General features: G+C 59.1%; 14 protein-coding genes. 1 reads left to right on the top strand and 13 read right to left on the bottom strand.

Annotation, left to right across the window (positions count from 1 at the left end; genetic code table 11):
- Positions 1-72: 72 nt before the first annotated feature.
- The 5 genes from dxs to K5K89_RS25860 form a co-directional block, all read right to left on the bottom strand.
- On the bottom strand, positions 73-1,971 hold the full coding sequence (dxs, locus tag K5K89_RS25880; protein WP_071489866.1) for a 1-deoxy-D-xylulose-5-phosphate synthase: 1,899 nt from the start codon (positions 1,969-1,971) through the stop codon (positions 73-75).
- Positions 1,972-2,081: 110 nt separating this feature from the next.
- A complete protein-coding gene (gene ispA, locus K5K89_RS25875) occupies positions 2,082-2,969 on the bottom strand; it encodes a (2E,6E)-farnesyl diphosphate synthase (protein ID WP_222540492.1) in 888 nt (295 codons plus the stop codon).
- Positions 2,966-3,208: an exodeoxyribonuclease VII small subunit gene (locus tag K5K89_RS25870; protein ID WP_003176346.1), complete on the bottom strand. Its 243-nt coding sequence runs from the start codon at positions 3,206-3,208 to the stop codon at positions 2,966-2,968. Before K5K89_RS25870 ends, ispA begins: the two co-directional genes overlap by 4 nt.
- 158 nt (positions 3,209-3,366) lie before the next feature.
- Entirely contained in the window at positions 3,367-3,744 is a 378-nt protein-coding gene (locus tag K5K89_RS25865; protein ID WP_071489868.1) for a MerR family transcriptional regulator, read from the bottom strand.
- The gene (locus K5K89_RS25860) at positions 3,683-4,327 is read right to left on the bottom strand and encodes an NAD(P)H-dependent oxidoreductase (RefSeq protein ID WP_071489869.1); all 645 of its coding nucleotides are present in this window, start codon (positions 4,325-4,327) and stop codon (positions 3,683-3,685) included. Before K5K89_RS25860 ends, K5K89_RS25865 begins: the two co-directional genes overlap by 62 nt.
- Before the next feature lie 186 nt (positions 4,328-4,513).
- Here K5K89_RS25860 and K5K89_RS25855 point away from each other — a divergent pair, with 186 nt between their 5' ends.
- A complete protein-coding gene (locus tag K5K89_RS25855) occupies positions 4,514-5,545 on the top strand; it encodes a YhcG family protein (RefSeq protein ID WP_093514302.1) in 1,032 nt (343 codons plus the stop codon).
- A gap of 15 nt (positions 5,546-5,560) precedes the next feature.
- Here K5K89_RS25855 and K5K89_RS25850 read toward each other — a convergent pair whose 3' ends face one another.
- From K5K89_RS25850 to K5K89_RS25815, 8 genes are all read right to left on the bottom strand, one after another.
- Complete coding sequence (locus tag K5K89_RS25850; protein ID WP_071489871.1) at positions 5,561-5,995, bottom strand: hypothetical protein; 435 nt, start codon at positions 5,993-5,995, stop codon at positions 5,561-5,563.
- 29 nt (positions 5,996-6,024) lie between these two features.
- Positions 6,025-6,591 (bottom strand): hypothetical protein, encoded by a 567-nt coding sequence (locus K5K89_RS25845; RefSeq protein ID WP_093125643.1) that lies wholly within the window; start codon positions 6,589-6,591, stop codon positions 6,025-6,027.
- 149 nt (positions 6,592-6,740) lie between these two features.
- Positions 6,741-7,373 (bottom strand): isochorismate family cysteine hydrolase YcaC, encoded by a 633-nt coding sequence (ycaC, locus tag K5K89_RS25840; protein WP_071489873.1) that lies wholly within the window; start codon positions 7,371-7,373, stop codon positions 6,741-6,743.
- 498 nt (positions 7,374-7,871) lie between these two features.
- Positions 7,872-8,648 (bottom strand): helix-turn-helix transcriptional regulator, encoded by a 777-nt coding sequence (locus tag K5K89_RS25835; protein WP_071489874.1) that lies wholly within the window; start codon positions 8,646-8,648, stop codon positions 7,872-7,874.
- Between the two features lie 214 nt (positions 8,649-8,862).
- On the bottom strand, positions 8,863-9,390 hold the full coding sequence (gene ppa, locus K5K89_RS25830) for an inorganic diphosphatase (RefSeq protein ID WP_003219382.1): 528 nt from the start codon (positions 9,388-9,390) through the stop codon (positions 8,863-8,865).
- A gap of 109 nt (positions 9,391-9,499) precedes the next feature.
- Positions 9,500-10,315, bottom strand: coding sequence for a zinc-dependent peptidase (locus K5K89_RS25825; RefSeq protein ID WP_222540491.1), 816 nt, complete (start codon positions 10,313-10,315; stop codon positions 9,500-9,502).
- 6 nt (positions 10,316-10,321) lie between these two features.
- Entirely contained in the window at positions 10,322-10,978 is a 657-nt protein-coding gene (locus tag K5K89_RS25820; RefSeq protein ID WP_028618093.1) for a DedA family protein, read from the bottom strand.
- A 305-nt stretch (positions 10,979-11,283) separates the two neighbouring features.
- Positions 11,284-11,742 (bottom strand): GNAT family N-acetyltransferase, encoded by a 459-nt coding sequence (locus tag K5K89_RS25815; RefSeq protein WP_017528964.1) that lies wholly within the window; start codon positions 11,740-11,742, stop codon positions 11,284-11,286.
- Positions 11,743-11,772 lie beyond the last annotated feature (30 nt).

Here is an 11,772-nt window from a genome sequence, read left to right as displayed (position 1 = left end):
CCATGGCATTTGAAGGTGCCGCAAATCAAATGTGGAAGGGGGCAAGCCCCCTCCCACATGTTGATCCGGTTTCTACAGGCCCAGCAGTGCCATGCGCTCGCGCACCGATGCCTCAATGCCGGCCTCATCCAACCCACACTCGGCCAGCATCTGCGCCGGCTTGGCGTGTTCGACATACACATCCGGCAAGCCCAGGTGCAGCACCGACTTGAGGATATTCTCCCGCGCCAGGAACTCGCTGACCGCCGCACCGGCGCCACCCATTATTGCGTTTTCTTCGACGGTCACCAGCAGCTCATGGTTGCCGGCAATCTCGTGTACCAAGGCTTCGTCCAACGGTTTGACGAAACGCATGTCGACCACGGTGGCGTCGATCTTCTCGGCGACTTTCAGCGCTTCGGCCAATTGCACGCCGAACACCAGGAAAGCGGTCTTGCTGCCTTGGCGACGCACGATGCCCTTGCCGATCTCGATAGGCTCCAGGTCCTTTTCGATCACCGCATTCGGGCCATTGCCGCGCGGGTAACGTACGGCGGCCGGGCCGTTATACAGGTGGCCGGTGCTGAGCATCTTGCGCAGTTCGTTTTCATCACTTGGCGTCATCACCAGCATGCCGGGGATGCAACGCAGGTAGGACAGGTCGAAGCTGCCGGCGTGGGTCGGGCCGTCTTCGCCCACCAGGCCAGCGCGGTCGATGGCGAACAGTACGTCGAGGTTCTGCACTGCCACGTCATGCACCAACTGGTCGTAGCCACGCTGCAGGAACGTGGAGTAGATCGCTACTACTGGCTTGGCGCCTTCGCAGGCCATGCCGGCGGCAAACGTGACCGCGTGCTGCTCGGCAATTGCCACGTCGAAGTAGCGCAGCGGGAAACGCTCGCTGAACGCCACCAGGTCGGAGCCTTCCTTCATCGCCGGGGTAATGCCCACCAAGCGCGGGTCGGCGGCGGCCATGTCGCACAGCCATTCGCCGAACACACCGGAGTACTTCGGCCCGCTGGCCTTTTTCGGCGCGGCGGCAGGAGCGTCCAGGGGTTCCAGCTTGGTGATGGCGTGATAGCCAATCGGGTCGACTTCCGCCGGGGCGAAGCCTTTGCCTTTCTTGGTGACGATATGCAGGAACTGCGGGCCCTTGAGGTCACGCATGTTGCGTAGCGTGGCGATCAGGGTCGGCAGGTCGTGACCATCGATGGGGCCGATGTAATTCCAGCCCAGCTCTTCGAACAGCGTGCCGGGCACCAGCATGCCCTTGGCATACTCTTCGGTGCGCCGGGCAATTTCCCACGCGCCGGGCAGGCGCGAGAGCACCTTCTTGCTGCCTTCACGCATGCTCGCATACGTGCGGCTGGAGAGGATCTTGGCCAGGTAATTGGACAGGCCACCGACGTTGCGCGAGATCGACATATCGTTGTCGTTGAGGATCACCAGCATATTGGCGTCCACTTCCGGTGCATGGTTGAGCGCTTCGAAAGCCATGCCGGCGGTCAGCGCGCCATCACCGATCACCGCGATCGCCTTGCGGTCGCTGCCTTGCAGGCGGGCGGCAATCGCCATGCCCAGCGCGGCACTGATGGAGGTGCTGGAGTGGCCGACGCCGAAGGTGTCGTACTCGCTCTCGGCGCGGCGCGGGAAGGCGGCAATGCCGTCCTTCTGGCGCAGAGTGCCCATTTGCTCGCGGCGGCCCGTGAGGATTTTATGCGGGTACGCCTGATGGCCCACGTCCCACACCAGCCGGTCGTCCGGGGTGTCGAACACGTAATGCAGGGCGATGGTCAGCTCGATGACGCCCAGGCCGGCACCAAAATGCCCACCGGTCTGGCCGACCGTGTAGAGCAATTCCAGGCGCAACTCATCTGCCAGGGTTTCCAGCTCGGCTTCACCGAGTCGACGCAGGCCGGCCGGCGTGACAGCACGGTCGAGCAGGGGCGTGGACGGGCGCTTGCGGGGAATCTCTTGAAACGTCGTGGGCATCAGGCGAATCGTTATAGGTATAGAAGAGGCGGCAGTTTACCTCAAGCATCGCAAACTGCCCACGCGGAGCGCCGAACTTGGCCGATATGCGGCCGCAAAGGCCGCCGTTATCAGTGCCGACGTTCGACGATATACCGCGCCAGGTCACGCAGTGGCTCGGCCGCCGCGTCGAAAGGTCGCAGGGCATCCAGGGCCTGGTCGCGCAGTTCCAGGGCATAGGCCTTGGCGGCTTGCAGCCCGAGCAGCGCAGGATAAGTCGGTTTGTCCCGAGCGATATCGGCGCCTTGGCGTTTGCCCAGGGTGGCCGTGTCACTTTCTACGTCGAGAATGTCGTCCTGCACCTGGAATGCCAGGCCAATGGCCCGCGCGTAGGTCTTCAGCGAGGCCAACTGAGCGGCTTCGGCCCGCCCGCTGGCAAGTGCTCCCAGGTGTACGGCGGCCTCGATCAGGGCACCGGTCTTGTGGCGGTGCATGTATTCCAGCGCCTGTTGATCAAGCTTCTGGCCGACCGAGCCGAGGTCGATGGCCTGGCCGCCGACCATGCCGGCCGGGCCTGCCGCCATCGCCAGGGCGGTGACCATGCGCAAGCGGATCTCGGCATTCACGCTGCTCAATGCCGGGTCCAGCAGTGCGCTGAACGCCAGGCTTTGCAGGCCATCACCGGCGAGGATCGCGCAGGCTTCATCGAAGGCTTTGTGGGTGGTGGGCTGGCCGCGACGCAAATCGTCGTCGTCCATCGCCGGCAAATCGTCATGCACCAGGGAGTAGGCGTGGATCAACTCCACCGCACAGGCCGCGCCGTTGGCCTGTTCGGCGGCTGCGCCCAAGGCTTCGCACGCTGCATAGGCCAGCAACGGACGCACGCGCTTGCCGCCATTCATCACGCTGTAGCGCATGGCTTCATAAAGACGCTTGAGTTCGGGGCTTGGCGCAACAAACAAGGGTTCCAACGCCGCATTGACCCGGGCTTGGCTACTGGCCTGATACGCGTCGATCATTCGGGCTGTTCCGCATCGAAAGGTTCTTCGGCCAACTCCCCATCACGCTCCAGCAACACCTGCACCTTCTGCTCCGCCTGCGCCAGCGCGCTCTGGCAGTCACGGGTCAGGCCGATGCCTTGCTCAAACGCCGTCAGCGAGTCTTCCAGCGACAACTCGCCGTTCTCCAGCCGCTCGACCAGGGTTTGCAGGTCGGCGAGGGATTGTTCGAAATCGAGTGCAACTTTTTTGCGGGCCATGGCGGCTATTCCGGTAGACGGTAAACCGGCGGGACACTAGCAGACATGGGGATTCTGGGCAAATGAGCGGGGGAGGGTGTTCAGGCGGTGAGCCGAATAAGCGCCCTATTCGGCTCATCAAATGAGCCGTATACCCATTTTATTCGGCTCACCGCCGGTCAGGATCTTTGCGCCATTGACGAGCATTGTTCTTGTGATGTTTTCAACTGTGCTTCAAATGTCTGCAATCCCACGTGCATTTCCTGTAGCGCGGCAATTTTCAGGGCTAGTTCCTGCTTCTTGTCTGCGATTGCCTGGTCCGCCCGCTCCCAGGGCAATACATCGCCTACGTGACCTGCAAGAATCTCCTGCAACTCCTTGAGCTTGAACCCCAATTGCTGCGCGCACTTGATAAACATCAGCAGCTCAACGTTCTGCGCCGAATAGACCCGGTATTGGCCCTGACGCCGCGGTTCTGGCAGCAGTCCGATCGCCTCATAGTGACGAATCGCCTTGATGGTCGTGCCCGACAACTGCGCGGCTTTGCCGATGTACATGAAAACTCCTTTTTTCCGTTAAAGCGCCGGCCTGTTTCAGCCATTTATCCCGCTGCGCCGCAGTGGAGCCCAGCACCGGCCCGAACAGCAGCGTGTTTGCAGTCTTGACACCACAAAGCCCCAGCGTGGTCTTGCGCATCTGGTGAATGCCCGGCATGCGATAGAACCAACGGTAATACCATGGCGGCGTGTCCAGGGTCACCAGTAGATGTGCCGTTCGGCCGTGGAGCAGTTTGTCAGGAAAAGCCTTGCCCGCGCGGTATTTAAAGGCAAAACCGGGTAGGAAGATTCGGTCGATAAAGCCCTTCATCAACGCCGGGATGCCACCCCACCAGATCGGGAAGACAAATGTCAGGTGAGTGGCCCAGAGGATGTCGGATTGCGCGCTGAGCAGGTCGGGCTCCAGCGGCTGAATCTGGGTGTAACCGTGATGAAGGACGGGGTCGAAAGCCAGGTCGCCCAAGCGTACGACACGTACTTCATGGCCGGCGGTTTTTGCCGCCTGGATGTAGGTATCGGCCAGGGCTGAACAAAAGCTGGAGGCGGAAGGATGGCCGAGGATCACCAGGGTACGCGGGGTCATGGGGAGGTCCTGAACAGGGTGTTACAGGGTAAAGGCTGCTGTATAGGGGAGAGTCAAGTCAGTAGTCCGCAATGGCCAGCAGGACGTTTCTGTGGTTATTGAAGGGGCCTTCCTGGAACGACCTTCGCCCCTTGTGACCGTCAATGCGCCTGACTAGCCTGCCTCAAAACTCCAGAGTGACATGGCATGAGCGAACCCTGTATCGGCTTGACCGCACCACCAGCGGGCTACAGTGACTGGCTGACCGACCTGAAAGGCCGTATTCATGCGGCGCAACAGCGCGCAACACTGGCGGTGAATCGGGAATTGGTGTTGCTCTATTGGCAGATTGGTCACGACATTTTGACCCGCCAGGCGGAGCAGGGTTGGGGCAGCAAAGTCATTGATCGACTTGCCCAGGATCTGCGTGCGGCCTTTCCCCGAATGAAGGGGTTTTCGCCGCGTAATCTCAAGTACATGCGTGCTTTTGCCGAGGCGTGGTCAGATGCTGAATTTGTGCAACAGGCTGCTGCACAATTGCCTTGGGGCCACAATGTGGTGTTACTCGATAAACTCCCCGGCCCCGAAACCCGCCGCTGGTACATAGCCCAGGCGATAGAGAACAACTGGTCGCGTAACTCGCTGGTGATGCACATCGAAAACCGCTTGTTGGAGCGCAGTGGCAAGGCGGTCAGCAACTTCGAGACCCACCTGCCCAAACCGCAATCCGACCTGGCGCGTGAGTCGCTGAAAGACCCTTACCGTTTTGACTTCCTCAGCCTGGCCCTGGACGCGCAGGAGCGCGACATAGAAAACGCCTTGATCAAGCACGTCACCGACTTTTTGTTGGAGTTGGGCGCCGGTTTCGCCTTTGTCGGCCAGCAAGTACTGCTGGATGTCGGAGGCGATGAGTTCTTTGTCGACCTGCTGTTCTATCACGTGAAGCTACGCTGCTACGTGGTCATCGAACTGAAAGCCGGCAAGTTCAAACCCGAGCATCTGGGGAAACTGAGCTTTTATCTGGCTGCCGTCGATGCCCAGCTTAAACATCCACAAGACGGGCCCACCATCGGCCTGCTGTTGTGCAAGAGCAAGAACGAAGTCGTCGCCGAATATGCGTTGCGCGATAACAATCGGCCGATTGGTGTAGCGGAATATCAACTGGTTGAGTCGTTGCCCGCAGAGCTACGAACCAGCCTGCCAAGCATCGAGCAGATCGAGCGGGAGCTGGCGGGTTAAAACCGACTGATAGCCTCAAAACCCCGGCGGAATGTACCCCGGCACAAATGGCACATTCAGGCACTTGCCATGCAGGATCCGGCCATCCTCAATCCTGAACAGCACGATCTTCTTCGTCTTATCCACCGTGGCTTCCAGCTTGCAATCCGAACTGTGCCCGACCTGCTGGTAATACTCGGTGTACACCATCCCGTTCCCGGTGTGATTCATTGAAGTCCCGGCGGCTTCAGTGGTCGTCCATGAAGAGGATTTGTGCCAGGTCATCACCACCTGCGTGTCGCCATTGGGCGCATTCTGCTTCTTCATCGAGTCGGGCTTGCCGAACAAATCCAACGCCTCTTGCACGTCCCGGCCTTCCCAGCGCGATTGTGCAATAAGGTGGCACCCGTTGATAAACAGCACGGCGGGCAACCAAAGCCCAGCCAGCAACAGCCTTGTCCATTTAGGCATGGTGAATCCTTCTTGTAGGTGAGTGTTGCTCAGCGCTTGTTGCCCAGCATGTCGTCGAGGTCATCGATCATCTGGCTCTTCTCCTGAGTCGGCCCCAATTGCTGGAACATGGCCTTGGTGGTCTGGATCATCTGCAGGTGGGTCATCTTGCCCATGGCGATGGTGTCCTTGCTCTTGCCCGGTTCGCAGACATACGCGAGCGTGCGGTCGAGCCAGAACTCCTTCGGCGTCTGCCACGTGTTGGAGACCTTCAAGTGCGTAAGGGTGTAGGAAAATGGCGCAACCGACTGCCCGTTAAGAAAGCGCAGCTTGCGCGTGGAGCACTGCACTTCGATGTTGTACACATCGATCATGGGCTTGCCCGGTTCTTCATACACCACCGTGACGGCCACCAGTTTTGCGCCCTTGTTGTGGTTCGACGGCACCACCGAAGTGCGATCGGCCACATACATCACGTTTTTATGGGCCCGACCGCTGCCGTAGATGATCGACCAGTCGCCGATCGGTGTTTCTTCATCGGCCAATACCGACGGTGTGCTGGTCAGCAAGATGGGCAACAGTGCCAGGCAGCGCCCGATTTTGGTTAAGGTATTCAATAGCGTCCTTCCTTGAGACTCGAAATAAGCGAAGGACTTTAGTGGTGAGGCGGTGCCGTCTCAATTAGGGCGAGTGTGCTAATGGCGCATTGCTAGTTAACCAAAAAAGCCTGCGTTTCAAGGCAGGCTTAGTGTGTGCAGCGGTTGAATTAGTCCTTACGCGCCGTCAATGCCGCATACCCATTCATCAAGTTGCGATAGTTGGGAATGCGCTGGGACAACAGGTTCCCCAGGCCCTCGATATCGTTGCGCCAGTCGCGGTGCAACTCACACGCCACCGAGAACCAGTTCATCAATTGCGCACCCGCTTGCGTCATTCGGCTCCACGCCGCCTGCTGTACCGTGGTATTGAACGTGCCCGACGCATCGGTCACCACAAACACCTCAAACCCTTCCGCCAGCGCCGACAGGGTCGGGAACGCTACGCACACATCGGTGACCACGCCGGCAATGATGATCTGCTTACGGCCAGTGGCCTTGATCGCCTTGACGAAGTCTTCGTTATCCCACGCATTGATCTGGCCTGGGCGGGCGATATACGGCGCGTCCGGGAACATCTCTTTGAGCTCCGGCACCAACGGGCCATTGGGGCCTTGCTCGAAGCTGGTGGTGAGGATGGTCGGCAGGTTGAAGAACTTGGCCAGGTCAGCCAGGGCGAGCACGTTGTTCTTGAACTCGTTGGGCGAGAAGTCCTGTACCAGGGAAATCAGGCCGGTCTGGTGGTCGACCAGCAGGACTACGGCGTCGTCTTTGTTCAAGCGGTTGTAGGTTGCAGTGCTCATGGTTGAATCCTTTTTTGTTCAGGTTGGTAGGGCGTTGCGTTCAACATGGGCACAGATTAATGGGTGGGCTGTGAGGGATAAATCGGGTGAAACCGGTAATACCGTCAACTCATAGGGGACAATGGTAGCTGCGTCGCGGGTGCTTGGGGAGCCACTGGGTACGCCGCAGAGGGCGGTGTTGTATTTGATGGAGATGGAGAAGAGGGTGGCGAATCGGACTGTAAGCCGCCCGCTTTTGGTCATTCAATTGTCCAGCAGCTTGCTGGACAATTGACTTGGGATTTTCACGGGCATTAAAAAGCCGGCTTGTGGCCGGCTTCTCGGGGACTGCCTCAGCTTGTTTTTGACAAACCTCACCAGCCTTCAAATCGCTCAGCCCACAACACGTCTGGCTGAATAGTAGGGGCATCCGCGGGAACTCCTCCGCTTCGCCAGGCAAGGTGGATAGCGTAAAGCCACCCCCTGCCGAATGTGCGGCGCATGATACCCATATTCACCTCAGTTGCCCACCTCCGGGTCCGATTTAGAGCCTTCCCAGCCCAACAGATGCTCATCCAGCGGCACGGGCGGGCGTCGGTTATTCAGGGTGGACCACCAGAATACCCACCCCACAATCTGGAAGTTCTGCTCAAAGCGTTGTTCGTAGGTGAGGTATTCGTCGGGATGCTCGCCGGCATTGTGACTGCGCATGCGCAAACCTCCGCCGGGCCTGTTGTAGAGGTATTTGATACGCAGCATCCCGTCATGCTCTACCGCGTAGATTTCTCCGTCGATGATTTGCGTGCGGCCTCGGTCGATGGCGAGGGTGGCGCCTTGTTGGATGATGTCGATCATGCTGTTGTCGACCATGTAGGCGCCCAAAGCGCGGTCGGGGTTTACGTTCAGGGCCTGAAGGGTGTGCAGCGAGAGGCGGATGCGCTCGTTGGAGGTGAATGAAGGGTGGAGATCGATCTCCACGTCGGTTTTTTCCGGGAGGCAGGCGGGGCCTGTGAGGTATTTGCCGCTGGCTTCGCGGGTGGTGGGCAGTCCTTTTCGTGAGCTCGGGCCATCCAGCAGGAAGTTGGCCGGTGGGTGTTTGGGGCCTTCGCCGGTGCGCAGCCAACGGCTGGAGATGCACAGCAGTTCTGCGATCTCGTTGAGTCGGCCCATGGGTACACCGCGCTTGAACCAGTTGTTCACGTGCTGGGGCGTGACACCGCGGTTCTTGGCGAAGTCGGAGGCGGAAAGATGAACTTCCTGTAGTAGCGCTTTTAAACGATCACCTGATGTATTCATAAACGCAGAGTTTACTGGCCGGAATTACAGATCAAATAAACCATGCGTTGAGTTGCGCTTGTAGGGATTTACTTAGTTGTAGCCTGATACTTCGGATTTTGATTTAAATTAAACGTTATTTATAAAACATTGAACTTTCCGTTTAATTTTTCCCACAAAAAAAGCCCCGAATAATCGGGGCTTTTTCAATTGCCGGGGCAATGAGGAGCGGGTATCAGCCTTTGTAGGCGGCAACCGACTTCAGGATCTCGGCGCGGGCGGCGTCTGCGTTGCCCCAACCGTCGATCTTCACCCATTTGCCTTTTTCGAGGTCTTTGTAGTTCTCGAAGAAGTGTTTGATCTGCTCCAGCAACAGTGGCGGCAGGTCGGTGTATTCCTTCACGTCCACGTACAGCTGGGACAGCTTGTCGTGTGGAACCGCGATCACTTTAGCGTCGCCGCCGCCGTCGTCGGTCATGTTCAGGATGCCGACTGGACGCGCACGGATAACCGAGCCTGGGGTAACCGGGTAAGGGGTTACCACCAGCACGTCGAGGGGGTCACCGTCGTCAGCCAGCGTGTTGGGGATAAAACCGTAGTTGGCCGGGTAGAACATCGGGGTGGCCATGAAACGGTCAACGAACAGGCAGTCGCTGTCTTTGTCGATTTCGTATTTGATCGGCGCGTGGTTGGCCGGAATCTCGATGGCGACGTAGATGTCGTTCGGCAGGTCTTTGCCAGCCGGAATCTTGCTGTAGCTCATTGGGCGTTGCCCCCGTTAATTGGCCATGAAACATGGCCGGATTGGCCTAAAAGTGGCGGCGATTATAGGCACATTCTGACGCCGATGCCATGCGCCAGACGTCGTACGGTCATTCGCCCGGTGGCTGATAGCGCGGGTCGCTGGCTTGCAGTTGAATGAGGCGGGCCAGGGGATCCTGGCGATAAAAGCGGCTGAGTTGGGCGTACACCTGTGGATAACTGCTGACCAGCAAATCCGGGGCGCTGAAAAAATATTCGCTGGTGACGGCAAAGAATTCAGCGGGGTTTTCGGCGGCGTAGGGGTCGATCTCGGTCTCGGCATCCGGGTTGGCATCGAGTTGGCGATTGAGATCGTCGTAGGCGCTCTGCATCACGTTGGCCCACTCCTGCACGCGCATGTCATGGTGCAGCGGCGGCAGGCCGTTGGCGTCGCCGTTGAGCATGTCGAGCTTGTGGGCCAGTTCGTGGATGACCAGGTTGTAGCCTTCCCACTGACCGCTGGCCAGCACGCCGGGCCAGGCGAGGATCACCGGACCTTGTTGCCAGGCTTCGCCGCTGTGTTCGCCGTCCCACTCGTGTTCGACGCCGCTGCTGTCGCGGTGACGCTGGGGGCTGAGGAAGTCGTCGGGGTACAGCACGATTTCGTGGAAGCCCTGGTACCAGTCGAGGTCGCCCAGGTTCATCAGCGGCAATTGCGCCTGGGCGGCGAGCAGCAGGCGTTGTTCCTGATGCAGTTCGACGCCGGGCAGGGCGGTCAGGTGTTTTTCGGCGAGGAACAGCACGCAGGCTTCGCGCAGCCACTGGTCCTGCTCGGTGCTGATGCCGTCGAGGAAGGTCAGGTGATGGCGCACCCGTTGCCAGGTGTCATCGGCAATCGGGTGTTTGGCCAGCAAGCGCCGGCGACGCCAGGCGCTGAGCGACCACATCGCAGGTTACTGCGGCTTGGCTTCGGAGGATGTGCGGCCAAACCGGCTGCGGAACACCCCAATGATCATCGGCACGAGCGACAGCAGGATGATGAACACCACCAGCAGCGACAGGTTTTTCTTGATGAACGGCACATTGCCGAAGAAATAGCCCAGGGTTACCAGGCCGCCGACCCAGAGGATGGTGCCGAATACGCTGAAGCCGAAGAAGCGCGGGTAGGGCATTTTCGCGATGCCGGCAACGAACGGCGCGAACGTGCGCAGGATCGGCAGGAAGCGCGCCAGGGTCACGGTTTTGCCGCCGTGTTTGTCGTAGAAGTCGTGGGTCTTTTGCAGGTAGTCGCGACGGAAAATCTTTGAGTTCGGGTTGCTGAACAAGCGCTCCCCGGCCGTTCGCCCGATCACATAGTTGGTGCTGTCGCCGAGGATTGCCGCCAGCATCAGCAGGCCGGCCAACAGCACCGGGTCCATGCCGCCACCCGCAGCGACTGCGCCGGCGATGAACAGTAATGAATCGCCTGGCAGGAACGGCATGACCACCAGGCCGGTTTCGCAAAAGATGACCAGGAACAGAATGGCGTAGATCCACGGACCGTAATTGGTTACCAGCAGGTCGAGGTAGACGTCGAGATGCAGGATAAGGTCGAGCGGGTTGAAATCCATGGATGGCACCTGTGTGAATGGCCCGGCTCAGCAGGCCTGTGCGGAAGCTCGGGTAATAAGGCTACAAGTGTATGCCGCATTTCTTACAACCCTGAAAGGTCCGCATTATACGGATTGAGAGGTGAAAAGCGTGTTGGTTTTGTAGCGAAGGATGTCGTGGTAGTTTCAGGCAAACATCCAGTCTGAACGTGGGAGGGGGCTTGCCCCGATGGGGTAGTGTCAGTCAACACATCTGATACTGACCCACCGCAATCGGGGGCAAGCCCCCTCCCACAGGGGATTTATGGTGTTTTTGATAGCGGTGATCAATCCTCGCTGATCGGCAGCGTGTAGTTCTTGAACTCCGTGTCTTCGCGAAACCCAATGGACTCATAGGTCTTCTGCGCCACTTCGTTGTCGCTGCTGGTCGACACGCGCAGTCGCACCGCGTGGGTCTCCTTGGCCATTTTCTTCGCCGTGCGCATCAGGTTGTCCGCCACCAATTGCCGGCGGGCGTCTTCAGCCACATAGATGTCATTGAGGATCCACACCCGCTTGAGCGACAGCGACGAAAAGCTCGGGTACAGCTGGCAAAACCCCAGCAGCTTCTTGTCATCATCATCCGCCAGGGCCAGGTAGATCACCGACTCCTTGCGCCGCAGGCGCTTCTCCAGGAAGGCCCGCGACGAATCCGGGAACGGCAACGCCCCGTAGAACTCACGGTATTTGACGAACAGCGGGGTCAACAGGTCCAGGTGTTCCAGGGTCGCTTGAGTAATCCGCATGCCAGGCCTCAACTTCCAAATGGGGGATGA

The sequence above is a fragment of the Pseudomonas sp. DR208 genome (assembly GCF_019823005.1).
Lineage (GTDB): Bacteria > Pseudomonadota > Gammaproteobacteria > Pseudomonadales > Pseudomonadaceae > Aquipseudomonas > Aquipseudomonas extremorientalis.
The sequence above is the reverse complement of the archived record's forward strand: the minus strand, read 5'-3'. Positions and strand labels throughout refer to the sequence as shown.

Coding starts and splice junctions, on each gene's coding strand:
- dxs (WP_071489866.1), bottom strand. CDS start 1,971: ATGCCCACGACGTTTCAAGAGATTCCCCGCAAGCGCCCGTCCACGCCC.
- ispA (WP_222540492.1), bottom strand. CDS start 2,969: ATGATCGACGCGTATCAGGCCAGTAGCCAAGCCCGGGTCAATGCGGCG.
- K5K89_RS25870 (WP_003176346.1), bottom strand. CDS start 3,208: ATGGCCCGCAAAAAAGTTGCACTCGATTTCGAACAATCCCTCGCCGAC.
- K5K89_RS25865 (WP_071489868.1), bottom strand. CDS start 3,744: ATGTACATCGGCAAAGCCGCGCAGTTGTCGGGCACGACCATCAAGGCG.
- K5K89_RS25860 (WP_071489869.1), bottom strand. CDS start 4,327: ATGACCCCGCGTACCCTGGTGATCCTCGGCCATCCTTCCGCCTCCAGC.
- K5K89_RS25855 (WP_093514302.1), top strand. CDS start 4,514: ATGAGCGAACCCTGTATCGGCTTGACCGCACCACCAGCGGGCTACAGT.
- K5K89_RS25850 (WP_071489871.1), bottom strand. CDS start 5,995: ATGCCTAAATGGACAAGGCTGTTGCTGGCTGGGCTTTGGTTGCCCGCC.
- ycaC (WP_071489873.1), bottom strand. CDS start 7,373: ATGAGCACTGCAACCTACAACCGCTTGAACAAAGACGACGCCGTAGTC.
- K5K89_RS25835 (WP_071489874.1), bottom strand. CDS start 8,648: ATGAATACATCAGGTGATCGTTTAAAAGCGCTACTACAGGAAGTTCAT.
- ppa (WP_003219382.1), bottom strand. CDS start 9,390: ATGAGCTACAGCAAGATTCCGGCTGGCAAAGACCTGCCGAACGACATC.
- K5K89_RS25825 (WP_222540491.1), bottom strand. CDS start 10,315: ATGTGGTCGCTCAGCGCCTGGCGTCGCCGGCGCTTGCTGGCCAAACAC.
- K5K89_RS25820 (WP_028618093.1), bottom strand. CDS start 10,978: ATGGATTTCAACCCGCTCGACCTTATCCTGCATCTCGACGTCTACCTC.
- K5K89_RS25815 (WP_017528964.1), bottom strand. CDS start 11,742: ATGCGGATTACTCAAGCGACCCTGGAACACCTGGACCTGTTGACCCCG.